Below are 22,560 nucleotides of genomic sequence, written 5' to 3' on the forward strand. Positions count from 1 at the left end.
CCCGGATTGTTATATTGAAACGTCTTTTATTTTTATGTAAGTATTTGATTTTAATTTTTATATAAGTGTTTGCAGATTAAAAAAATATTACTATTTTTGCACCCTAAAATAAAAAGCAATTAAATGCCTACTATTCAACAATTAGTAAGAAAAGGAAGAGCCACGCTTGCCAAGAAGAGCAAATCGGCTGCCCTTGATTCTTGTCCACAAAGACGTGGTGTATGTACGAGAGTATATACAACTACACCTAAGAAACCTAACTCTGCACTTAGAAAAGTAGCAAGGGTAAGACTTTCTAACGGTAAAGAAGTGAATGCCTATATCCCGGGCGAAGGACATAATCTTCAAGAGCACTCGATAGTATTGGTTAGAGGCGGAAGGGTGAAAGACCTACCGGGAGTACGTTACCACATCGTAAGAGGTGCATTAGACACCGCTGGTGTAAATGGAAGAACTCAGAGAAGATCTAAGTACGGAGCTAAGAGACCTAAACCAGGACAAGCAGCTGCTGCACCTGCAAAAGGAAAGAAAAAATAATCATTAAATAAGGTACAAAAGCAATGAGAAAGACAAAAGCGAAAAAAAGACCGTTGTTACCAGATCCGAAATTTAATGATCAATTGGTAACGAGATTCGTAAACAACTTAATGCTTGACGGTAAGAAGTCAATCGCATTCAAAATTTTCTATGATGCATTAGATATTGTAGAAACTAAGAAAGGAGATAACGAAAAAACTGCACTTGAAATCTGGAAAGATGCACTTACAAATGTAATGCCTCACGTAGAAGTGCGTTCTAGAAGAGTAGGTGGAGCTAACTTCCAGATCCCTATGCCAATCAGAGCTGATAGAAAAATTTCTATGGCAATGAAATGGTTAATCAAATATTCTAAAGCTAGAAATGATAAGTCTATGGCTTTGAAATTAGCTAACGAAGTTGTAGCTGCTTCAAGAGAAGAAGGTGCTGCTTTCAAAAAGAAATCTGATACTCACAAAATGGCGGAAGCTAACAAGGCTTTCTCACACTTCAAATTCTAATCTGAAATGGGAAGAGATCTTAAATTTACAAGAAATATTGGTATCGCTGCTCACATTGATGCAGGTAAAACTACCACTACAGAAAGGATTTTATTCTACACAGGGGTAAACCACAAAATTGGAGAGGTTCACGATGGTGCTTCTACAATGGACTGGATGGAGCAGGAAGCAGAAAGAGGTATTACTATTACTTCTGCTGCAACTACTTGTTCTTGGAACTTTCCAACAGATCAAGGAAAACCTGTTGCTGATACTAAGCCTTACCACTTCAACATTATCGATACACCGGGACACGTTGACTTCACTGTAGAAGTAAACAGATCTTTAAGAGTATTGGATGGATTGGTATTCTTATTCTCTGCAGTAGATGGAGTAGAGCCTCAGTCTGAAACAAACTGGAGACTTGCTGACAACTACAAAGTTGCAAGAATGGGATTCGTAAACAAAATGGACAGACAAGGTGCTGACTTCCTTAACGTGGTAAACCAGGTTAAAGAAATGTTAGGATCTAACGCAGTTCCAATCGTTTTACCAATCGGTGCTGAAGAAGATTTCAAAGGAGTTGTTGACTTAATTAAAAACAGAGCGATCATCTGGGATGAAGCAGGACAAGGAGCTACTTTCGAAGTAGTGCCAATTCCTGAAGATATGAAAGATGAAGTTCTTGAATATAGAGAGAAACTAGTAGAAGCTGTTTCTGAGTATGACGAAACTTTGATGGAGAAATTCTTTGAAGATCCGGATTCAATTACAGAAGAAGAAATCAATGCTGCATTGAGAGCTGCTACTATCGATTTATCTATTATCCCAATGACTTGTGGTTCTTCATTCAAGAACAAAGGAGTACAGTTTATGTTGGATGCAGTATGTAAATACCTTCCTTCTCCATTGGATAAAGATGATATCAAAGGTACTGATCCAAGAACAGACGCTGAAATTACAAGAAAACCATCTGTAGATGAGCCTTTCGCTGCATTAGCATTTAAGATTGCTACTGACCCGTTCGTGGGAAGATTAGCATTCTTCAGAGCTTACTCTGGAAGACTGGATGCAGGTTCTTATATCTTGAACACTCGTTCTGGAGATAAAGAAAGAATCTCTAGAATCTATCAGATGCACGCTAACAAGCAAAACCCGGTAGAATATATTGAAGCTGGAGATATTGGTGCAGCAGTTGGATTCAAGTCTATCAAAACTGGTGATACGATGTGTGATGAGAAAAACCCGATCATTCTTGAATCTATGGTTTTCCCTGATCCGGTAATTGGTATCGCTGTTGAGCCTAAAACTAAAGCTGACCAGGATAAAATGGGTAACGCTTTAGCTAAATTGGCAGAAGAAGATCCTACGTTTACTGTTAGAACTGACGAAGCTTCTGGACAAACGATTATCTCTGGTATGGGTGAGCTTCACTTAGATATCATTGTTGACCGTATGAAGAGAGAGTTCAAAGTAGAAGTAAACCAAGGACAACCTCAGGTAGAGTACAAAGAAAACTTAACAAAAGTTGCTCAACACAGAGAAGTTTACAAAAAACAATCTGGTGGTAAAGGTAAATTTGCTGACATTGTATTTGAACTAGGACCTGCAGACGAAGGTAAAGTTGGTTTAGAATTCATCAATGAGATCAAAGGTGGTAACGTTCCTAGAGAATTCGTTCCTGCTATTGAAAAAGGATTTAAAGCTGCAATGAAGAACGGTCCATTGGCTGGTTTCGAAGTTGAAGGTATTAAAGTTACTCTTAAAGATGGATCTTTCCACGCAGTGGATTCTGATGCTCTTTCATTTGAAATGGCTGCTAAATTAGGATTTAAAGAAGCGGGACGTGCTGCTAAGCCAGTAATTATGGAGCCTATTATGAAACTGGAAGTTGTAACTCCGGAAGAATATATGGGTAACATCATTGGTGACCTTAACAAAAGAAGAGGTACTATCAGTGGTCAGGAAGAGAAAAACGGTGCTGTTGTAATCAAAGGTTCTGTTCCACTTTCTGAAATGTTTGGATACGTAACTACTCTAAGAACACTTTCATCAGGAAGAGCTACTTCTTCTATGGAATTAGAGAAGTACCAGGCTACTCCACAAAACGTTGCTGAAGAAATCATAGCTAAAGCAAAAGGTTAATTTTTAAATTAAAGAAATGTCACAAAGAATCAGAATAAAACTAAAATCTTACGATTACAACTTGGTAGACAAGTCTGCTGAGAAAATCGTAAAAACGGTAAAGGCTACTGGTGCTGTTGTAAACGGTCCAATTCCATTGCCAACGAATAAGAGAATCTTCACAGTATTGAGATCTCCGCACGTAAACAAGAAAGCAAGAGAGCAGTTCCAACTTTCAGCTCACAAGAGACTAATGGATATCTACTCTTCTTCTTCTAAAACTGTTGATGCTCTAATGAAATTAGAACTTCCTTCAGGTGTAGACGTTGAAATTAAAGTGTGATAAATGCATACTTTGCAATGATTATACAATCCGTTCCTTTTTAGGAACGGATTTTTTTTATGTATATGCTGTTTTATATAACTACATCAATAGCAAAAAAGCAGGCTTGCAATGCATTAAATCTGCTTTTTTTGAATTGAAATTTCTGTAATCATAAAAAAGCTTTAAAGGATTTGTCTTAATAATAGATCAGATATGTTTGATGATTGTAATGAGTCATCTTATTGGATTAATAATCTGATATTAATAGGGCTTTTCAGGGTGACATATGTCACACTTCTTTATTTATTTAGAATTAATAAAAATAATAATTTTGTAAAAAATTATCAGATGAATAAAGTAGTATCCTTTTCTCTGCTTGTATTGGGTGGAGTTCTGGCCAATGCACAGAAAGTAAATGATTCAATTAAACACAAGAAAATTGAAGAAGTAGAACTATTTGGTGAAAAAAAGAAACAGCCGCAAGGTCTGGATGCAATTACAAGATTGCCTTTGAAAACCAGAGATCAGATTCAAAGTATTTCTGTAATTTCCCATAAAGCAATTGAAGAATTAGGAGCACTTACAGTCACTGATGTTGCCAAAAATGTTCCGGGGGTAACTCTATTTTCTAGCTATGGTGGAGGAAACGAAAGTATGTCTATCAGAGGATATCGTGGCGTTCCTGTATTGAAAAACGGTGTTCAGCTGGATTCGGATTTCCGTACTGCTGGGATGATCACAGATATGCAGGGAGTAGAAAGCATTCAGGTAATCAAGGGATCTGCCGCAATTGGTCAGGGAATAGGAAATGGATTGGGATCTGCAGGAGGAGTTATCAATGTTGTAACAAAAAGACCACAGTTTATTGACCAGACCAATGTAGGATTCCGTTACGGAAGCTGGGATTTTTACAGACCTACGGTAGATTTCCAGAGAGTATTGGATTCTCAGGGCAAAGTTGCTGTAAGATTCAATGGTGCCTATCAGAATAACAATTCATTCAGAAGCCATGTAAAGGGAGAAAGAATCTACGTAAATCCATCGATAGCTTTCCGTCCGGATGATAAAACATACATTAATGTGGAAATGGATTATCTGCATGATAAAAGAACACCGGACAGAGGAACAATCAACCTTGCTCCGGGAACTGTAGAAGCATTGTATCACATGCCCAAAGGTAAGTTCTTAGGATATACATCCGATTATTCAAAAACTGAGACTTTCAACTTTGCCACTACGATCGTACGTAACCTTACGGATAAATTAAAAGTGAGAGCTGCTTTCGTTAATTCTGTTAGCAATACAGACTCTGAAGCTTCATCCGTATCATTACCTGCTGGTGAAACGAACTATAATATCAGACAGCGTACCATTGGAAAATCACAGGGTGAAGATATCAATAAAGTATTGCAGTTAGACTTCATCGGAGAAAAGATAAAAACAGGATTTATCAACCATACATTCCAGGTTGGTTTTGACTGGAGAGAAACTGAAACTTCATCTACAACCTACGAAGCATATAAAAACTCAATCGCACCCGGTAATTTAATTACTGCACGTGCCACAAAAATAGGAAACATAACCTATGCGGCTAATCCACTTGATATTTTTGACGTAGTAAACGGAAGTATTCCAAATCAGCTTCCTGCGAATGTTATCTATAAAAATCTGGGAAGATCAAATGCTGTGCTGACACCAAGTATAGGTGCGATGGCTCAGGATGTGATGACTATCGGAAAATATGTAAAAGCTCACTTGGGACTTCGTTACAGCAGACTGAACGGATCTGCCAATGAGTCTGTAGATACATGGAATCCTAATTTCGGATTAATCGTTTCACCACTTCCAAATGTTAATGCATTTGGATCATATACCACTACAACATCTTTAAGATCTTCTAATAATTTCCTTTTAGATGGAGGAAGAGTAGGCCCATCAATGACTAAACAGTGGGAAGCTGGTATTAAATCAGACTGGTTTAATGAGCGTTTAAGATTTAATGTTACAGTATTTGACATTAAAACAGATCACCTGTCTTTCACTATTCTTGACGAAAACTATAACCCTGTTGTCATCAACAAACAAACGATGTATGGCCTTGCAGGAAATCTTAGAAGAAAAGGAGTGGAAGTAGAATTGATTGGAAGAATTCTTCCAAACCTTCAGGTGATGTCAGGATGGGCATATCTGGATGCTCAATACCAGGACAGCCCTGCTTATATGAACGGATCCGCCCCCATGAACGCTCCTAAACACACCGCAAACGGGTGGCTGAATTATAAATTCAACAAAGGGACTTTATCAGGACTTGATGTAGGAGCAGGGATTTATTATGTAGGAAAAAGACCGGTTGACGAATGGACTCAGAAGACATTTACAGCAGGTCACCTGAACAGTGTGAAACCTGGAGATAAACCTTTCGATATGCCGGAATATACCACAGTAGATGCTCAGGCAGGATATACCCTGAAAAATGGAATGGGAATAAGAGTGTTCTTTAACAATATCTTTGATAGTATAGGATACAGCTCTTATTTCAGAGGAGGATACATTGATCAGATTCAGCCAAGAAACTTTGCTGTACAGGTAAACTATAAATTCTAACACAAAAATATATTATGAAAATTATTAAAACACTAGTCTTATCATTGATTGCCCTAGCCGGTTTAGTCTCATGTTCCGAAGAACATTTATCCGAAGAAGAACTGAAAACAGCCAGGGAAAATATTGAAAAACATTATACAAATCCCATAAGCATATACTCTTGGGGTAATATTTCTCCCTGGAAAGATCATTGGAATAATACATTGTATCCAAAAACTTTTTCACCTGCTCAAATCGGAAAAAGTATCATAGCAGAAGAAAAGCAAAACCTGGAATACCGTTTCCCAGGGAAAATCAAATAACATAACTTCAATCATTCATATCAATTTTAATTAAAAAACATTAAGACAGACTTCTGTCTTAATGTTTTTTTTGGTCAGTATTTATTATTCCTGATTCCTGTTAATTTTATACATTTAATCAATCTATAAAATAACGATAATGGGAAAAATGAGCCATAGCTTTTTTGAGAAATTTTCAAACTGGGCTGTAAAATTTACTGGAAGTCCATATGCCTTCATAGGAGCTTTTCTTATCGTAGTACTATGGGCGGTAACCGGACCTTTTTTTGATTATTCCGAAACCTGGCAGCTGGTAATCAATACCGGAACTACAATCATTACTTTTCTGATGGTATTCCTGATTCAGAAAGCTCAGAACAAAGACTCCAAAGCCATACAGATTAAACTCAATGAGCTTATTGCTGCTCACGAAAAAGCAAGCAATCGTATTGTGGATATTGAAGACCTTACAGAAGTAGAACTGGATCAGCTCCATATCTATTATGAAAGGTTGGGAGAGCTTGCCAAAAAAGATGCAGATATTCATACTTCCCATTCTATTGATGCTGCGGAAAGAAATCATGACTATAAATATGAGTTCTTCAAAAGAAAACATGAAGAATGGCTGCAGAAAAAGAAACAAAAAAAGGATTGATTAATAATTTTTCTTAATATTTTAAATATTATTATTATTTTATAATATATTATAGATGTCATGGGTATTTTAGGGTATTTTCTTAATTTTTCATCTTGTTTTTAGTGTTTTTTTTTGATAAATATCTACATTTACTTACAAAAAACATATGAAAATAAAATTATTTTGTTTGCCGGTATTGTTATTAGCAATATCAGCAAATGCCCAGTGGAGTAGAGGGCTGCCTCAACAGAAAATCATTAAAAAGAGTGATCATTCTGTTTATTACCAGCTTGATATTGATCAAATAAGAACACAGCTGCTAAGAGCTCCCAAAATAGGTGAAGGTTCTCCCATCACTATTAATATTCCCACTCTTGAGGGGAAAATAGAGAAATTTACAGTTAACAGTTTTCCGGTAATGGATGAAACTCTGGCTAATAAATACCAGTTGGGATCTTATGTTGGAATCGGGGTGGATGACCCGGCCAAATATATCCGGTTCAGTGTTGCTCCCCATGATTTCCAGTCTATGATCATTGGTTCTGATGGTCAATATGAATTTATAGAACCTGCCACATCCGACAAATCCTATTATTCTATACATGGAAAAACTAATAAAAATGGACACGCATTTACATGTTCTACAAAGGAGGATAAAGAATCTGTTGCCAATCTGCAGAAGCTGAAAAATGCTGGTATTGCTGCAAAATCTAATAATAAAACTTTTCACACCTTGAGATTGGCCATGTCTGTTACTGGTGAGTATACTGCATATTTTGGTGGCGTTTCCGGAGCACTTACTCAGATTAATGCCACTTTATCAAGAGTAAACGGTGTATTTGAAAAAGAGTTTAATCTTCATGTCAATGCAATTGATGCTCCTAACCTGATTTTTACCAATGCTGCTACCGACCCTTACAGTACGTCTGATCTTATGTGTAAATGGAATTATGAATTGATGAATACATTGCATGGAGGAGCTTATGGTGTTACAGATGACAATTTTGATATAGGACACTTGTTCGGCGCTACAGGTGGTGGTGGAAATGCAGGCTGTATCGGCTGTATCGGAAGTAATGACATCAGTACAACTTCTTTTACAGCAGCTCAAAGTTATTGTCAGGATGCTGGAGGGAATTACTATGCTTATACATCTCCTAATAACTACAAAGGAAGCGGTTTTACTTCTCCTGCAGACGGTATACCGCAGGGAGATAACTTTGACATAGATTATGTAGCGCATGAATTAGGACATCAATTTGGGGATAATCATACCTACAGTTTTAATGAAGGAACAGGTGTTTGTGTGGAACCAGGATCGGGATCAACCATTATGGGGTATGCCGGAATTACGGGCGTAAATACAGATGTCCAGCAACATTCTGACGCCTATTTTCATAGTGTAAGTATTGACCAGGTACAGGCTAATCTTGCTGCGGTAACTGCTGATGTGGAAACACCTATTGTCAATAATCCACCTGTTGTCACTGCAATGAATACAACCTATACTATTCCAAAATCCACGGCGTTTGTGCTAACAGCATCTGCAACAGATCCGGATGGAGATACTTTGAGTTATTGCTGGGAACAGGTGAACTCAAGTAGTTTGAGTAATGGAGTTTCCAAAACGAACATCGGAAATACAAGTTCAGGTGCAAGCTTCAGATCCTGGGCACCTACCACAAGTCCTACCAGATATTTCCCTAAGCTTGCAACCGTGTTGGGAGGAGCTGTAAAAAATACAGCGGATTTTGAGGCGGCAAGTACAGTGGCAAGAACTACAAATTTCCGCGTGACGGTAAGAGATAATAAACCGGGTGGACAGGCTCAGACCGCCTATGCCACACAAACTATTGTAGTAGGATCTGCAGCGGCATTTACTGTAGATACAACATCATTAACACCCAATACCAATTCTACAATTGCATGGACGGTTTCCGGAACAACGGCTTCTCCATATAATGTAGCCAACGTAAAAATTGATTATACCGCAGATGGCGGAGTAAGCTGGAGCGACCTGGCTGCATCAGTTCCCAATAGCGGGTCTGCAAGTGTTTTCATCCCGGCATCTTTAGCAGGAAAAACAATTCACCTGAGAATTTCTGCTATTGGAAATGTTTTCTACGCAGTGAAACAGGCTACAGTATCCGGTTTATTGGCTGTGTCTGAAGCTGGAAATGTGAAATCTGTTAAGATCTATCCAAACCCTGTAGAAGATGTATTGAACGTCACGAATGTTTCTTCAACCGCTACTTATGAAATCTTCAGTGCTCCGGGGCAGATCATTGCCAAAGGAACTATAGGAGATGGCAAAATTAATGTAACAGCTCTTGTGAAAGGAATCTACTTTATTACCATTACCAATAAAGAAGAAAAGAGTACAACTAAGTTTGTAAAAAAATAATCCGGTTAACAATCAAATAAAAACCTCTGATCACTCAGAGGTTTTTTATGGTTTATACTATCTCATAAAATAGTTGAAATAACTACAGCTTCCCATTAAGTTCTTTGTCGTTTCAGTATCAGAATACTGAGCTTTCAGCTGAGCAAAATAGGTTCTGTACTTCTGGTTTTTTAGATTGTCCATTTCTTTTTGGTGGGCATCTTCTTTTTCAGACCATTTCGGATCAGAATAATCAAAATCTTTTGGTGCTTTCGCTTCATACTGATAATATTTACCCTGTTCAGCACTTGCCATCTGGAATAAGATTCTTGCTTTTTCCTCTTTATTACTGGAAAGCTTAAGTGCTTTTTGATAATAGTTGATTGACAGGTCAAAATTATCAGGTTCAATATAAGAAGTATCAAGGAAGTTTTTGTAATAATACTTGTAAGGATTCTTTCTGTCCGTATTCCAGAAATCATATTTGCCACCGTTGCTGTTGTCGATATCCATAACGAACAGCTGACGGTAATATCCTAAAATAGAAGTGTTGTACAATAAGTTTCCGATAAGCTGATTGGCTTTTGCTGCTTTTTCACCTGTGCCGTTTCCAATCTTTTTCAGTTGAATCAATGCATCTGCCAGCTCAAGTTTGTCCATGCTTGTTTTGATGAAAGGGAAATCTGCATAATTTTCAGCTTTCATACTTTCGGTATCAGGGCTTCCGAAACTTTCCCACACATTATGTCCGAAGACAAGATTGGAAATATTTTTAAATCCGTTGTATTCTGCAGGAGCATATTGTTTTGGAGTGATGGTCTGGCCATTCTTTTCTGTCCATTCATAATTCTGTCTTGGAATCCCTGCGAAGCTTTTTGCTTTTTCATAATAAACTTTCGCTTTTTCAAAATCGGCAAGTCTCATCGCTCTGTCTCCATAAATGGTACTGAAGAAGGCATCAATATTACCTACACTGTCCATGTTTTTCGCGATGATCTGCTGCTCAAATTGGGTTTTATTTGGCTTTCTGTAAAACTCTTCCACGCTTTTTACCAGACTTGAGTTCGGGTTATATTGGAGATCAGAAAGTTTATTGTTCATCAGGAATGATTTTCCGTCTTCACCCTGAAGGAAGTAACGGTTCGCAATAACATCCTTAAGGAAATCTGCCGTAGAAGGTACTTCGCCATAATAATCGAATTGAGCTGCAGCTGTTGTATCTTTTTCTACCTTTTTCTCTACGAAGTATTCCGCATAGTCTTTCATCAGATGATCTTCATACTCTGCATCAATTTTCGGCTGAGAAACGATGTCATTCAAAACTTTCATCCTTTTGATTTCTTCCAGATATTCCGGATTGGTCGTTTTGATGTCATTAAGAATTTCAGAGCTTTGTTTATAGTCTTTCTTTAAAAACTTAAGATAAGCATCTGCAATCTGCCAGTACTCATCCTTAGACTTTTCTTTTGTTTTATCCGTGAACTTTTCAAGGCTGTCCAGGAAGTCCTGTGTTTTCTCGTCGTAATAATAACCTGTTCTGCTGTAGAAAGGGATTCTGTCCGGATTGCTGAACAGTTCGTCATCACTCTGGTCAGCTTTAGCATTATCGCCAGTTTTGTCAGATTTGGAACCACCAAAGAGATTTTTAAAGAATCTTACAATTTTCTGCCAGAAAGAAAGCTTTTCTTCTTTCACCTCAGTTTTGGTTGAATCTGCAGATGTATCTTTTGAGGTGTTATCCGTTGAATTTTCTTTCGTAGCTACTTTTTGAGCATCGGAAGTATAATAATAGGTAGGCAGATAACTTCTTTCAAGTTCGTTGATACTTCTGGCGGCCATTACCTTCAGAATCTCGGAATCAGGATCAATTTCATACATCTTTTCCATCATCGGAACAGGATTGTTGAAGTCCTCGTATCCTAACAGGAAATAAGCCATATTTTTTTCTTCATTCGTATTGGCTCTTTTCAGAATATTGCTGAAAGAGGCAGTGTCTGACAGTTTCATCGAAACAAATGCAGATTCCTTACGGTCTTTGCTGTTCATAAATACCTGAAAGAAGTTCCAGTTGGCATCACTGTTCATTTCCAGTCCTCTTTGTGCTCCTGCCAGCTGGTCCAGAGACATAAAGTACACCGTTCCTTTTAGTTTGATGGGAGCAACATAGGTCTTGAAAGCCTGTACGGCAGAATCGTAATTTCTTGTATAATGATTCAGACGTACCAGCTGATATCCGTAACGCTGTTTGATTTCAGGATTTCTCGCCGCATTGTATAAAGAGGTTAAAGCAGCGGTCGTTTTATTGTAATCAAGAGCTGTAGCATTTTTTCTGCTGGCATCTCTGTCGTAATAGAATGAGTTTTCACTTTCTATATAATTGATGCTCATATAAGGCTCAAGGTATTTAGCTTCAATCAAATAATCAATACCTTCCTTATATTTCTGGTAAAATCCGGTGCCTAGTTTTTGTAAAAGAGGGTTGGTTGGATTTCCGTTCTTTAAAGCATTCAGGTCGTTCATGCTTATTTTATACACCAGATTCTGGGTTTCAGAATAGCTCAGCTGATTGTTGAAGAACTTTTTCCATGTTTCAACATTATCATCAGGAATCAATGCAGAATTATATCCTCCATAAAATCTGCTTGAATAATTGTGCAGGAAGGGAAGATAAGCCTTGTCTTTGATGATGGTTTGCGTAAAAAGGTTGAAGTAATCATAATCAGGATCTGACCACGCACACGCGTCAGATTGTGTATAGAAAAGTGATACAACCGCAAGTGAAAGAATATACTTTTTCATAGGGCGTGCAGTGTTTTTTAGTTTTAATATTGTATGATGGTAGTGTTCTGGCAAGTGTGCCTCTATCTCTTAGAGATTAAAATTTCCGGTCTGACACAAATTTACTATCTAATTGATAATAAATGATATTAAAATGCGGGATTTTTTTCTGTAAAAAACCAATAACATCATTAAGTTGTTCTTCAGATATTTCCTCTGCCTTTATTTTGAAACCTTTATTCAAATAACTTCCGAAGTAGAATCCGTCTTTCAAAACTTCAACTTCGTGATCTGAAATCTTTTTGAAACTGGAGTTTTCCAAATCTCTTTTCGATAAGGCATTAATAAGTCTGTGTTTTCCTAAATGATTGGTAACGATTCCCCACGAATAAATCGGAAGTGCCACTTCAATATTTTTGACAGGATAATCTTCCATTTTTGAAAGATAGCTTTTCAGAATATTGACATCCAGAATAGAATTCTTATCAGAGTTTTCAAGAGGTGACGAAGTAGAGTAGCACATCAGGTATACTTTTCCGACGGGAGGAATTCCGGTCTGCTTTTTATCTTTCACCTGATGAAGACGTAGAGTGCAGGTAATTTCTTTTCCGGAAATTCTTTTGAGTTCTTTCAGAAATTTAAAATAATCATTTCGTGTTCCGGCGGTCCAGTCGCAATCGATCTGAATTTCATTATTGGTTTTCAGGTGATATTCTTCTGCTTTCTTTTGAATTAAAAGATGAATGCTTTCTGCCAGAAATCTGATCTCTTCTGCAGAGATACCCAACAAGGTCTGATTGGTAATAAAAACCGTAGGAACGATCTTCTTGCCTGTCTGAAAACTCTGGTCTTTGGTAATCACTGCTACCGGCTGAAATTTTCCGTTCACTTTATCTACATCAAAAAATCTGGTGTACAAATAAGGAACTGTTGCTTTATCCAATGCTTTCTTTTCTTCATTATCAAGCTTCAGTTTGGTTTTCCAGTAATAAAAAGTGTAAGGATGATTCTCTTTCCTGTTGCATGACGCAATAAGGAACAAAAGAAATAGAAATAAAATTTTTAAATTTTTCATCGGTGCAAATGACTCTTCAAAATTAAAGATATTTTGGCAGAATATATACCGTAAAATCCCGGTGATTGGAGATTAAAGACAATAAGCAAAAGAATATCGTATTTATGTATTATGATTGATTCAACTAGAATAGATTGTATAACTATTCCCTTCCTCCGGAGGGGCGGCAAATTTATAATTTGACGGGGTGGTTTCCAACTACAAGAAAACCACCCCGGATGGAGTGGCTTTCTCTCTATATTATTGTACTACTTAAAAAATTCGCTTTCACAGGTACAGGTTTCTTTATTGATGCTCTCAGTGGATGAGCAGCAGCCTTCAAGATTCTTAACATTTCCTTTTTCATCGGTAAGGTAGATTTTATCTTTATCAAATTTCACGAAAAATGTTTCCTCATATTTTTTAAAGACCACTTTCATTACCTTATTCGGAGCATATTTTCCGGCATTGATTTCCTCCGTTGTTTCTTCTCCGCTCGCCTGATTCACCTGGACGTATCCAAAATGCACATCACCATTGTTTTTTAGATCCAGATAATAATGAGGAGTACCAGTACCGCTATATCCTTTAATAATATCAAAAGCTCTGTATCCAATAAATGGAACTTCTGTCTGCTGTGCCCATGTAAAAATACTGATGCACAGAATCATTACACTGAAAAACTTTTTCATAGATTTTTTTTTTCAAAAGTAAAGATTTTTAAGGAAAACATTCACCGTAAAAACACGGTTGTTGAAGATTATCAAATAAAAGGTCTGGATAATGGAGTTGCATAACGGTTTACTTTCTTTGGCTGGAAAGTGTTTCATCAAAACAAAACCACTCCTTAAAGAAGTGGCTTTTTATCATTGAGGTAAAATCAGATTAAAAAATGGTAGCTGCAAGCTGAATCCTTGCAAACTTATTGGATGGATTCCACATGGCCATCATGGATACAGGAAGGCTGTAATGATCAGTAATCTTTACAGTTTTTCCGGCTTTTACGCCTACATTTACGATGTCAAAGCTGTTTTTACCATTGCCGTATAAAAACGTTCTGTCATTGAGAGCAAATCCGGCTCCTACAAATGCATCCAGATTTACTTTCTGTCCCTTAATAACAGGATAGCTTGCCTGCACATAGGTAGAATATCTGTTCTTTTTGTAGCTTCCATCAGCTTCCAGAATAACTTCTCCTGCATTGGCTCCTCCATACAGCATAATGTCAGCTTCAATATTGATCGGGAATGATGGCCCGAAAGTATAGTTGGTCCTTAAATCAATAATATGAGCTGTTCTTCTCTGTGAATAGCTGAAGATATCATCAGCAGCTACTGCAGTATTGATGTTCCTGGAGTTATAAAGATCCCATAACCCAATATAAAAACGACCGTCAGAATATTGAATATAATAATTGATCTCTTTATAATGGGTGTTGTCTTTATCATCCGCTAATGCAGATGCTCCCCAGATTCCTACCTTCCATTTTTTCTCTGCATCCAAGGCATACGACAGATTTCCCATTACAACGGGTTTATCAGTAATAATAAGACCTCTCCATAAGTGATTGTTCTGAATGTTGGCCGTAAAATCAAGCCTTCCTTCTTTGGTTTCCTTGGCTTCAGTACTTTCCTGTGAAAATAGCTTTCCTGTTCCTAAAACAAGAAAGAAGATCCCTTTTAAGATTTTTCTCATCATGTGTTTTATTTTAAAAATCCATATAATACTGCTGCAATAATAGCTCCTGTAATCGGACCTACTACCGGAATCCACGCGTAGCTCCAGTCACTGCTTCCTTTTACAGGTAAAATGGCATGCATAATTCTTGGTGCAAGATCTCTTGCCGGGTTAATGGCATATCCGGTAGTTCCTCCAAGAGATAAACCAATTGCCCAAACTACGAATGTAACAGGAATGGCTCCAATAGAACCTAATCCTACTTTAGCAGTTGGATCTGCCTGTAAAGTAATGCTTGGATTGGCAAAATAGAAGACACAGAATACCAGTACAAACGTTCCGATAATCTCACTGATAAGATTGGACGATGTTTTTCTGATCGCCGGGCCTGTACTGAAACATGCCAGTTTTGCGCCTTCATCTTCCGTGATGGCAAAATGATCTTTATGAAACAGCCATACTAAAAATGCACCCAGCATTCCGCCGATCATTTGGGCTGCAATATAAGAGGGAACCAGATCCCATGAAAATTTTCCTGCAATTGCAAGACCAATGGTTACAGCCGGATTCAGATGGGCCCCACTTATTGGCCCTGCAACGGTTACTCCCACAAATACGGCCAGTGCCCATGCGGTAGTGATAACAATCCATCCGGAATTATTTCCTTTCGTATCTTTCAAGACAACATTGGCTACAACACCGTTGCCTAACAGTATAAGAAGCATCGTTCCGATAACTTCTGCAATAAATGGGGTCATATAAGTTTTTTTAATGAGTGATTTAATCTTCTATCCAGCTTTGAGCGCTTTTTACAGCTTTCTTCCAGAAGTGGGTCATTTTATCCACTTGTTCTCTATTTAATTGAGGATGGAAATCTTTGTCTACAATCCATTGTTCCTGGATTTCGTCAATGCTTTTCCAGTATCCTACAGCTAGTCCGGCAAGATAAGCTGCACCTAATGCTGTTGTTTCAAGTGTTTTAGGTCTTGTGGTCTTGAAGCCGAACAGGTCAGACTGTATCTGCATCAGAAGATCGCTGGCAGAAGCACCGCCGTCTACTCTTAATTCAAGACTTGCTCTTCCTGAATCTGCTTCCATCGCTTTTACAATTTCATAAACCTGAAATGCAATTCCTTCCAGTGTGGCTCTTGCAATATGTGCATCAGTTGTTCCTCGGGTGATTCCTACAATTGTTCCACGGGCGTACTGATCCCAGTAAGGAGCGCCAAGACCTGTCAGTGCAGGTACAAAGTAAACACCACCATTATCTGGTACAGAAGCTGCCAATCTATTTACTTCATCAGAAGAACGAATTAGCTTAAGACCATCTCTCAGCCATTGAATGGCTGCACCTCCTACAAATACGCTCCCCTCAAGAGCATAGTTGACTTCTCCATTAATTTTCCAGGCCACAGTAGTGAGAAGATTGTTTTTAGAAGAAACGGCTTCCGTCCCTGTATTCATTAATAAGAAACATCCTGTTCCGTAAGTGTTTTTTACCATTCCGGGAGTGGTACACATCTGTCCGAATAAGGCTGCCTGCTGGTCACCGGCAATACCTGCAATTGGAATTTTGGTAGAGAATAGAGTAGTAGCGGTCTCTCCGTATATCTCACTGCTTTGCTTTACTTCGGGGAGAATGTTTTTAGGGATGTTGAATAATTCTAATAAATCATTATCCCATTCCAAGGTATGGATATTCAGAAGCATTGTTCTGCTCGCATTGGAAACGTCTGTGATAAACATTTTTCCACGGGTCAGTTTCCATACAAGCCATGTATCAACGGTTCCGAAACATAGTTTTCCTTCTTCGGCTTTCTGTCTTGCTCCTTCTACATGATCAAGAATCCATTTCAGCTTGGTTGCTGAAAAGTAAGCATCCAGAACAAGTCCGGTTTTTTCTTTGATTGTTTCTGCATGCCCCTGTTCTTTCAGTTCGTCACAATACTTTGAAGTTCTGCGGTCCTGCCATACAATAGCATTGTAGACAGGTTCACCGGTTTCTTTATCCCAGACGATGGTAGTTTCACGTTGGTTGGTAATTCCGATAGCTGCAACTTCCAGTCCGGAGATACCTGCTTTTGCAATAACTTCTGCGGCTACGGATATCTGTGAAGACCAGATTTCGTTGGGGTCGTGTTCTACCCAACCCGGAGTAGGAAATATCTGTCTGAAATCTTTCTGAGATACATACTTAATTTCTCCACTATGGTTGAAGAGAATCGCTCTGGAGGAAGTTGTTCCCTGATCTAGAGCGAGGATAAGCTTTTCATTCATGTATATAGTGCTAATTTAGGTTGATAACTTTAGGTGAATAAGGAGTTAATAAATATCCTTTTGCCAGTTCAATAAATTCATTTTCCTGCTGCTGAGCCCATTCTTCAGAATACCCTTTTTCCTCAGCAATGATTCTTGCTACATTATGAGCGCTGTCTATAGCAGCTCTTGCATCCAGGAACAGTAAGCGTACTCTTCTTGCCAGAATATCTTCAATGGTTTCTGCCATTTCAGTTCTTACAGCCCATACCACTTCTGCTACCGTGAAAGGGTGATCCGGGTGGATCTTTTGAGCATAATGCGGGTTAATTTCCTGTAATTTTTTGATGGCTGGAATATCAGAGCCGTACACGTACAGATGATTGGTTCTGTCTACCTGTTCGGGTTTCACATTTCCATGGATAGAAAGATGTTCCGTTTTAGATGGGCTGTTTCCCAATCTGTGAACTTTCATAGCTTCATCTATGGTATCTTCTGCCATTTTACGGTATGTGGTCCATTTTCCTCCGATAATAGAAACTAATCCTGTCTCTGAAGTAATGACTTTGTGGCTTCGGGAAACTTCTTTTGTGCTTTTGCTTCCGTCTTTAGGAGCTGCAAGCGGACGAAGACCTGCGAAAACAGATTTTACATCTTCACGCGTGGGTTTTTTGGCTAAATATTGTCTTGCTGTGTTTAAAACAAAGCTGATTTCTTCTTCCAGTGCACGGGGTTCAAAGCTTTCATCCTTTAAAAGAGTGTCTGTGGTTCCTACTAAAGCCCTGTCATGCCATGGAACAACAAATAAAACCCTGCCGTCTGATGTTTTCGGGATCATGATGGCATCATCACTTTTCAGGAAGGATTTATCCAGCACAAGGTGAATTCCCTGGCTTGGTACCACCAATTTACCATGCTTAGGGTTGTTCATATTAAGAATGTCATTCGTAAATACACCGGTTGCGTTGATGACTACTTTGCCGTGTATCTGATATTGCTGTTTAGAAAACTGGTCTTCTGCAACTACACCTATTACTTTATCGGAAGCATCTTTTAAAAGGTTGATTACTTTTACATAGTTAACAGCACTTCCCCCTTTTTCAATAATAGTTTGGGTAAGGTTGATTGCAAGTCGGGCATCGTCAAACTGTCCGTCCTGGTAAACAACACCACTCATTAAGTGATTTTGTTCAATAGTGGGAAGCTTTTCAACTGTTTTCGCTTTGCTGATGTATTTTGTTTTTCCCAAACTTAATTTTCCGGCAAGGAAATCATATATAGACAGTCCTATTTTATAGTAGATCCCTCCCCACCATGTATAGTTCGGAATAATGAAGGACTGATTTTTTACGATGTGTGCTGCATTTTTTGCCAGAAGTCCTCTTTCCTTCAATGCTTCTTTTACCAATCCGACATCTCCCTGAGCGAGATATCTAACTCCGCCGTGTACCAGTTTGGTACTTCTGCTGGATGTTGCTTTTGCAAAGTCATGAGATTCTAGCAATAATGTTTTGAATCCTCTGCTTACTGCGTCTAATGCTGAACCTAAACCACTGGCTCCTCCTCCTATGACTATGAAGTCCCATTCTTTTACTTGGGTTAATTTATTGAGTTCTTCGTTTCGTTTCATAAATGTTTCGTTTATGTTTCGTTTTCAAATATATAAATTAAAAATGAAAGCAAAAAGAAAATAAATGAAATTTTAACATGTCGGAAAAAATCGGTAATTTTGATGAAACGAATAAAATGGAAAAGCTATTACCAAGGCAGGATGAAATATTGAAAGAGCTTGATGAGAAAGGACATGTGCTTGTTCAGGATCTGTGTGAAAAGCTCAATGTTTCTTCGGTTACGATCCGAAAGGATCTGAACTATCTCGAAAGTCTGGGGCTTCTTTTCAGGAATCATGGAGGAGCGAGTAAGCAGGTGAGATATGCTTATGAAAAAAATGTTGGGGAGAAAGAGAGCATCAATGTGGAAGCAAAGCAGGTTATAGCAAAAGCAGCGCTGTCATTGATTCAGGAAAATGACTGCATTATACTGGCATCCGGAACAACCATGCATTATCTTGCCAGGATGCTGATGAATTTTGGTCCGCTTACAGTATTGACCTCTTCTTTACGGGTTGCTATTGAACTTTGCAATAATCCTAATATTAATATTATACAGCTTGGGGGTGAGGTTCGAAAAAGTTCTACATCTATAGTAGGTTCTATTTCCGAAGGTATCCTTAAGCAGTTTTCATGTAATAAACTCTTTCTGGGAGTGGATGGTATTGATCCGGAATTCGGAATCAGTACTTCCAATGCTGCAGAAGCTCATTTGAATCAGATTATGATGGAGTGTGCTGATCAGACGGTGATTCTTGCGGATTCTTCAAAATTGAATAAGAAAGGATTCGGAAAGATAGCAGCATTGGATCAGGTGGATTATCTTATAACAGATAGTGGTATTTGTGCTGAGGATAGGGCTGGGCTGGAAGAAGTGGGAGTGAAGGTGATCACTCAGTAAGGTCTTCATCTTAATTTCTTTTTTAAAATCAAAATAAATTGTTGGGAATTTTGTTCTGAATTTTTTCAAAATCATCTAATTGATTAAAAATCAAAATATTTTAGTCGAAATATTTGTCAGTTACAAAATTATTCATAAATTTGCACACTCATTTTAGGGGCGTAGTATGCCTATATCAAAAGTAGAAATTGCTTCAGACCTCCGAAAAATGGGAAAAATAAAGGATAAATTTTATTATAATATAAACAATGTCAGGTATTATTGGTAAAAAAATCGGTATGACATCTTTGTTTAACGAAGAAGGGAAAAACATTCCTTGTACAGTTATTCAAGCTGGTCCATGCTCGGTTTTACAGGTCAGAACCTTAGAAAAAGACGGTTATAAAGCTGTTCAGTTAGGTTTCGATGACAAGAGTGAGAAGAACGTTGGTAAAGCGTTAGCTGGCCATTTTAAAAAGGCTGGTTCTGCTCCTAAAGCTAAATTAGTTGAATTCTACAGAGAATTCGTTGATGAAGTAAAAGTAGGAGAAGAAGTAAAAGTTGATTTATTCGCTGAAGGTGAATATGTTGACGTAACAGGAACTTCAAAAGGTAAAGGCTTTCAGGGTGTTGTTAAAAGACACGGATTTGGAGGTGTAATGCAGGCAACTCATGGTCAGCACAACAGACTTAGAGCTCCAGGTTCTATCGGTGCTGGTTCAGACCCTTCAAGAGTATTCAAAGGGATGAGAATGGCTGGAAGAATGGGAGGTAAGCAGGTAACTGTTCAAAACCTTCAAGTGTTAAAAGTTGATCAAGAACAAAATCTTTTAGTAGTAAAAGGTGCTGTTCCGGGAGCTAAAAATTCTTATGTAATTATCAGAAAATGGAACTAGTAGTATTAAATACATCAGGAAAAGAGACCGGAAGAAAAGTAACTCTAGACGAAACAGTATTCGGAATTGAGCCAAATCAGCACGCGGTTTACTTAGAAGTTAAACAGTATCTTGCTGCTCAAAGACAAGGTACTCATAAAGCAAAAGAAAGAAGCGAAATTACGGCTTCTACTAAAAAGCTTAAGAAGCAAAAAGGATCAGGATCTGCTAGATACGGTGATATCAAATCTCCGGTATTCAGAGGTGGAGGTAGAGTATTCGGACCAAAACCAAGAGACTACAGATTCAAATTGAACAAAGCTCTTAAGAGATTAGCTAAGAAATCTGTTTTATCTCAGAAAATGAGAGACAACAGCATTAAAGTTTTAGAAGATGTGAGCTTTGATGCTCCTAAGACTAAAGATTTCATCAATGTATTAAATGCATTGGAACTTAACGGTAAAAAATCTTTATTCGTTCTTCCTGAAGCTAACAAGAATGTATATTTATCTTCAAGAAACTTGCCTAAAACTAAAGTAATGAACTTCAACGAGATCAGTTCTTACGATTTAGTAAACGCTGGTGAGATCATTTTCTTTGAAGGTGCAGTTGAAAAATTCCAGGAAAATTTAAAGAAATAAATCATGTCAGTTATTATTAAACCAGTTATTTCAGAAAAGGCTAATTACCTTACAGATTTAAGAGGTTCTTATTCTTTCTTAGTGAATCCTAAGGCGAATAAAATCGAGATCAAAAAAGCTGTTGAAGCGGCTTACGGTGTAAAAGTAGCAGACGTTAACACAATGATTTATGCTCCGAAGGTTTCTTCAAAATACACTAAAAAAGGTCTTCAAGTAGGAAAGACAAATAAATTGAAAAAAGCGGTAATCAAACTTGCTGAAGGTGAGGTTATCGATATTTTTGCTGTAAATTAATTATTAATTATAAATAATAGTAATGTCTGTTAGAAAATTAAAACCTATCACCCCGGGACAGAGATTCAGAATTGTAAACAATTTTGAGGAAATTACTACCAACAAACCAGAGAAATCTCTAACAGTTGGTATTAAAAAGTCAGGTGGACGTAACCAAACAGGTAAAATGACCATGCGTTACACCGGAGGTGGACACAAAAAGAAATACAGAATTATTGACTTCAAAAGAAACAAAGCAAACGTTGAAGCCACTGTAAAATCTGTAGAATACGATCCAAACAGAACTGCATTTATCGCTTTATTAGAGTACGCAGACGGAGAGAAGAGATATATCATCGCTCCAAACGGTATCAAAGTTGATCAGAAAGTAGTATCAGGAGAAAGCGTTGAACCAAACGTAGGTAACGCAATGAAATTGAAAAATATTCCATTGGGTACTGTAATCTCTTGTGTTGAAATGAAGCCTGGACAAGGGGCAATTTTAGCAAGAAGTGCTGGTTCTTCAGCTCAATTAACTTCCAGAGATGGGAAATATGCAATCATCAAGTTACCTTCAGGAGAATCAAGAATGATCCTTACTGAATGTATGGCAATGATTGGTTCAGTTTCCAACTCAGATCACCAATTAACTGTATCAGGTAAGGCTGGTAGAAGCAGATGGTTAGGTAGAAGACCAAGAACAAGAGCGGTTGTAATGAACCCGGTAGATCACCCAATGGGTGGTGGTGAAGGACGTTCTTCAGGAGGTCACCCAAGATCTAGAAACGGTAAACCGGCTAAAGGTTACAAAACTAGAAAGAAAAACAAAGTGTCTAACCGTTACATCGTATCTAAAAGAAAATAATTATGGCAAGATCACTTAAAAAAGGACCGTTCATTCATCATACTTTAGATAAGAAGGTTCAGGCAAATATAGAGTCTGGTAAGAAGACAGTTATCAAAACTTGGTCTAGAGCATCTATGATCTCTCCGGACTTCGTAGGACAAACTATTGCTGTACACAATGGGAAATCTTTTATCCCTGTTTACGTTACAGAAAACATGGTTGGTCACAAGTTAGGCGAATTTTCTCCAACAAGATCTTTCAGAGGTCATGGTGGTAACAAAAACAAAGGAAGCAGATAA

At 37.9% G+C, this 22,560-nt stretch carries 21 protein-coding genes; 14 read left to right on the top strand and 7 right to left on the bottom strand.

Going from position 1 to position 22,560, the window contains the following annotated elements; translation table 11 throughout:
• Positions 1–123 precede the first annotated feature (123 nt).
• The 8 genes from rpsL (at position 124) to ACODR7_RS11445 (ending at position 9,391) form a co-directional block, all read left to right on the top strand.
• Positions 124–537 carry a 30S ribosomal protein S12 gene (rpsL, locus tag ACODR7_RS11410; RefSeq protein WP_002983146.1) on the top strand — a complete coding sequence of 138 codons (414 nt, stop codon included), beginning with the start codon at positions 124–126 and terminating at the stop codon, positions 535–537.
• A gap of 23 nt (positions 538–560) precedes the next feature.
• Complete coding sequence (gene rpsG / locus ACODR7_RS11415; protein ID WP_062673583.1) at positions 561–1,037, top strand: 30S ribosomal protein S7; 477 nt, start codon at positions 561–563, stop codon at positions 1,035–1,037.
• Between the two features lie 6 nt (positions 1,038–1,043).
• Positions 1,044–3,161 (top strand): elongation factor G, encoded by a 2,118-nt coding sequence (fusA, locus tag ACODR7_RS11420; RefSeq protein ID WP_312300123.1) that lies wholly within the window; start codon positions 1,044–1,046, stop codon positions 3,159–3,161.
• A gap of 16 nt (positions 3,162–3,177) precedes the next feature.
• Positions 3,178–3,483, top strand: a complete 306-nt coding sequence (gene rpsJ, locus ACODR7_RS11425; RefSeq protein WP_002661363.1) for a 30S ribosomal protein S10 — start codon at positions 3,178–3,180, stop codon at positions 3,481–3,483.
• A 330-nt stretch (positions 3,484–3,813) separates the two neighbouring features.
• Positions 3,814–6,069, top strand: coding sequence for a TonB-dependent siderophore receptor (locus ACODR7_RS11430; protein WP_488839114.1), 2,256 nt, complete (start codon positions 3,814–3,816; stop codon positions 6,067–6,069).
• 14 nt (positions 6,070–6,083) lie between these two features.
• Positions 6,084–6,371: a hypothetical protein gene (locus ACODR7_RS11435; RefSeq protein WP_136521095.1), complete on the top strand. Its 288-nt coding sequence runs from the start codon at positions 6,084–6,086 to the stop codon at positions 6,369–6,371.
• A gap of 139 nt (positions 6,372–6,510) precedes the next feature.
• Positions 6,511–7,005, top strand: coding sequence for a low affinity iron permease family protein (locus ACODR7_RS11440; protein ID WP_488839115.1), 495 nt, complete (start codon positions 6,511–6,513; stop codon positions 7,003–7,005).
• Between the two features lie 148 nt (positions 7,006–7,153).
• Positions 7,154–9,391 carry a zinc-dependent metalloprotease gene (locus ACODR7_RS11445; RefSeq protein WP_488839116.1) on the top strand — a complete coding sequence of 746 codons (2,238 nt, stop codon included), beginning with the start codon at positions 7,154–7,156 and terminating at the stop codon, positions 9,389–9,391.
• 57 nt (positions 9,392–9,448) lie between these two features.
• Here the strand turns inward: ACODR7_RS11445 and ACODR7_RS11450 are convergent, their stop codons facing one another.
• From ACODR7_RS11450 to ACODR7_RS11480, 7 genes are all read right to left on the bottom strand, one after another.
• Positions 9,449–12,169 carry a hypothetical protein gene (locus ACODR7_RS11450; protein WP_488839117.1) on the bottom strand — a complete coding sequence of 907 codons (2,721 nt, stop codon included), beginning with the start codon at positions 12,167–12,169 and terminating at the stop codon, positions 9,449–9,451.
• Positions 12,170–12,245: 76 nt separating this feature from the next.
• Complete coding sequence (locus ACODR7_RS11455) at positions 12,246–13,223, bottom strand: hypothetical protein (RefSeq protein ID WP_488839118.1); 978 nt, start codon at positions 13,221–13,223, stop codon at positions 12,246–12,248.
• Positions 13,224–13,471: 248 nt separating this feature from the next.
• A complete protein-coding gene (locus tag ACODR7_RS11460; RefSeq protein WP_488839119.1) occupies positions 13,472–13,894 on the bottom strand; it encodes a hypothetical protein in 423 nt (140 codons plus the stop codon).
• A 193-nt stretch (positions 13,895–14,087) separates the two neighbouring features.
• On the bottom strand, positions 14,088–14,900 hold the full coding sequence (locus ACODR7_RS11465; RefSeq protein ID WP_488839120.1) for a hypothetical protein: 813 nt from the start codon (positions 14,898–14,900) through the stop codon (positions 14,088–14,090).
• A 5-nt stretch (positions 14,901–14,905) separates the two neighbouring features.
• On the bottom strand, positions 14,906–15,637 hold the full coding sequence (locus ACODR7_RS11470; protein WP_488839121.1) for an MIP/aquaporin family protein: 732 nt from the start codon (positions 15,635–15,637) through the stop codon (positions 14,906–14,908).
• A 22-nt stretch (positions 15,638–15,659) separates the two neighbouring features.
• On the bottom strand, positions 15,660–17,156 hold the full coding sequence (gene glpK, locus ACODR7_RS11475; RefSeq protein ID WP_488839122.1) for a glycerol kinase GlpK: 1,497 nt from the start codon (positions 17,154–17,156) through the stop codon (positions 15,660–15,662).
• 10 nt (positions 17,157–17,166) lie between these two features.
• Complete coding sequence (locus ACODR7_RS11480) at positions 17,167–18,765, bottom strand: glycerol-3-phosphate dehydrogenase/oxidase (protein WP_488839123.1); 1,599 nt, start codon at positions 18,763–18,765, stop codon at positions 17,167–17,169.
• A gap of 116 nt (positions 18,766–18,881) precedes the next feature.
• Between ACODR7_RS11480 and ACODR7_RS11485 the strand changes: the two genes are divergently transcribed.
• The 6 genes from ACODR7_RS11485 to rpsS all read left to right on the top strand — a co-directional run bounded on the left by ACODR7_RS11485 (position 18,882) and on the right by rpsS (position 22,560).
• Positions 18,882–19,646, top strand: coding sequence for a DeoR/GlpR family DNA-binding transcription regulator (locus ACODR7_RS11485; RefSeq protein WP_488839232.1), 765 nt, complete (start codon positions 18,882–18,884; stop codon positions 19,644–19,646).
• Positions 19,647–19,894: 248 nt separating this feature from the next.
• Positions 19,895–20,521 (top strand): 50S ribosomal protein L3, encoded by a 627-nt coding sequence (gene rplC, locus ACODR7_RS11490; protein ID WP_002983195.1) that lies wholly within the window; start codon positions 19,895–19,897, stop codon positions 20,519–20,521.
• Entirely contained in the window at positions 20,512–21,141 is a 630-nt protein-coding gene (rplD, locus tag ACODR7_RS11495) for a 50S ribosomal protein L4 (protein WP_034694672.1), read from the top strand. Before rplC ends, rplD begins: the two co-directional genes overlap by 10 nt.
• A gap of 3 nt (positions 21,142–21,144) precedes the next feature.
• Complete coding sequence (rplW, locus tag ACODR7_RS11500; RefSeq protein ID WP_002983204.1) at positions 21,145–21,435, top strand: 50S ribosomal protein L23; 291 nt, start codon at positions 21,145–21,147, stop codon at positions 21,433–21,435.
• Positions 21,436–21,457: 22 nt separating this feature from the next.
• Positions 21,458–22,279 (top strand): 50S ribosomal protein L2, encoded by an 822-nt coding sequence (gene rplB / locus ACODR7_RS11505; protein WP_027381305.1) that lies wholly within the window; start codon positions 21,458–21,460, stop codon positions 22,277–22,279.
• A 2-nt stretch (positions 22,280–22,281) separates the two neighbouring features.
• On the top strand, positions 22,282–22,560 hold the full coding sequence (gene rpsS / locus ACODR7_RS11510; RefSeq protein ID WP_002983209.1) for a 30S ribosomal protein S19: 279 nt from the start codon (positions 22,282–22,284) through the stop codon (positions 22,558–22,560).

This window comes from Chryseobacterium sp. FG46, assembly GCF_057809135.1.

Coding starts and splice junctions, on each gene's coding strand:
- rplW (WP_002983204.1), top strand. CDS start 21,145: ATGTCAGTTATTATTAAACCAGTTATTTCAGAAAAGGCTAATTACCTT.
- ACODR7_RS11470 (WP_488839121.1), bottom strand. CDS start 15,637: ATGACCCCATTTATTGCAGAAGTTATCGGAACGATGCTTCTTATACTG.
- glpK (WP_488839122.1), bottom strand. CDS start 17,156: ATGAATGAAAAGCTTATCCTCGCTCTAGATCAGGGAACAACTTCCTCC.
- ACODR7_RS11480 (WP_488839123.1), bottom strand. CDS start 18,765: ATGAAACGAAACGAAGAACTCAATAAATTAACCCAAGTAAAAGAATGG.
- ACODR7_RS11455 (WP_488839118.1), bottom strand. CDS start 13,223: ATGAAAAATTTAAAAATTTTATTTCTATTTCTTTTGTTCCTTATTGCG.
- ACODR7_RS11465 (WP_488839120.1), bottom strand. CDS start 14,900: ATGATGAGAAAAATCTTAAAAGGGATCTTCTTTCTTGTTTTAGGAACA.
- rpsJ (WP_002661363.1), top strand. CDS start 3,178: ATGTCACAAAGAATCAGAATAAAACTAAAATCTTACGATTACAACTTG.
- ACODR7_RS11435 (WP_136521095.1), top strand. CDS start 6,084: ATGAAAATTATTAAAACACTAGTCTTATCATTGATTGCCCTAGCCGGT.
- rpsG (WP_062673583.1), top strand. CDS start 561: ATGAGAAAGACAAAAGCGAAAAAAAGACCGTTGTTACCAGATCCGAAA.
- rplB (WP_027381305.1), top strand. CDS start 21,458: ATGTCTGTTAGAAAATTAAAACCTATCACCCCGGGACAGAGATTCAGA.
- rplD (WP_034694672.1), top strand. CDS start 20,512: ATGGAACTAGTAGTATTAAATACATCAGGAAAAGAGACCGGAAGAAAA.
- fusA (WP_312300123.1), top strand. CDS start 1,044: ATGGGAAGAGATCTTAAATTTACAAGAAATATTGGTATCGCTGCTCAC.
- ACODR7_RS11430 (WP_488839114.1), top strand. CDS start 3,814: ATGAATAAAGTAGTATCCTTTTCTCTGCTTGTATTGGGTGGAGTTCTG.
- rpsL (WP_002983146.1), top strand. CDS start 124: ATGCCTACTATTCAACAATTAGTAAGAAAAGGAAGAGCCACGCTTGCC.
- ACODR7_RS11445 (WP_488839116.1), top strand. CDS start 7,154: ATGAAAATAAAATTATTTTGTTTGCCGGTATTGTTATTAGCAATATCA.
- ACODR7_RS11460 (WP_488839119.1), bottom strand. CDS start 13,894: ATGAAAAAGTTTTTCAGTGTAATGATTCTGTGCATCAGTATTTTTACA.
- ACODR7_RS11450 (WP_488839117.1), bottom strand. CDS start 12,169: ATGAAAAAGTATATTCTTTCACTTGCGGTTGTATCACTTTTCTATACA.
- rplC (WP_002983195.1), top strand. CDS start 19,895: ATGTCAGGTATTATTGGTAAAAAAATCGGTATGACATCTTTGTTTAAC.
- ACODR7_RS11440 (WP_488839115.1), top strand. CDS start 6,511: ATGGGAAAAATGAGCCATAGCTTTTTTGAGAAATTTTCAAACTGGGCT.
- ACODR7_RS11485 (WP_488839232.1), top strand. CDS start 18,882: ATGGAAAAGCTATTACCAAGGCAGGATGAAATATTGAAAGAGCTTGAT.
- rpsS (WP_002983209.1), top strand. CDS start 22,282: ATGGCAAGATCACTTAAAAAAGGACCGTTCATTCATCATACTTTAGAT.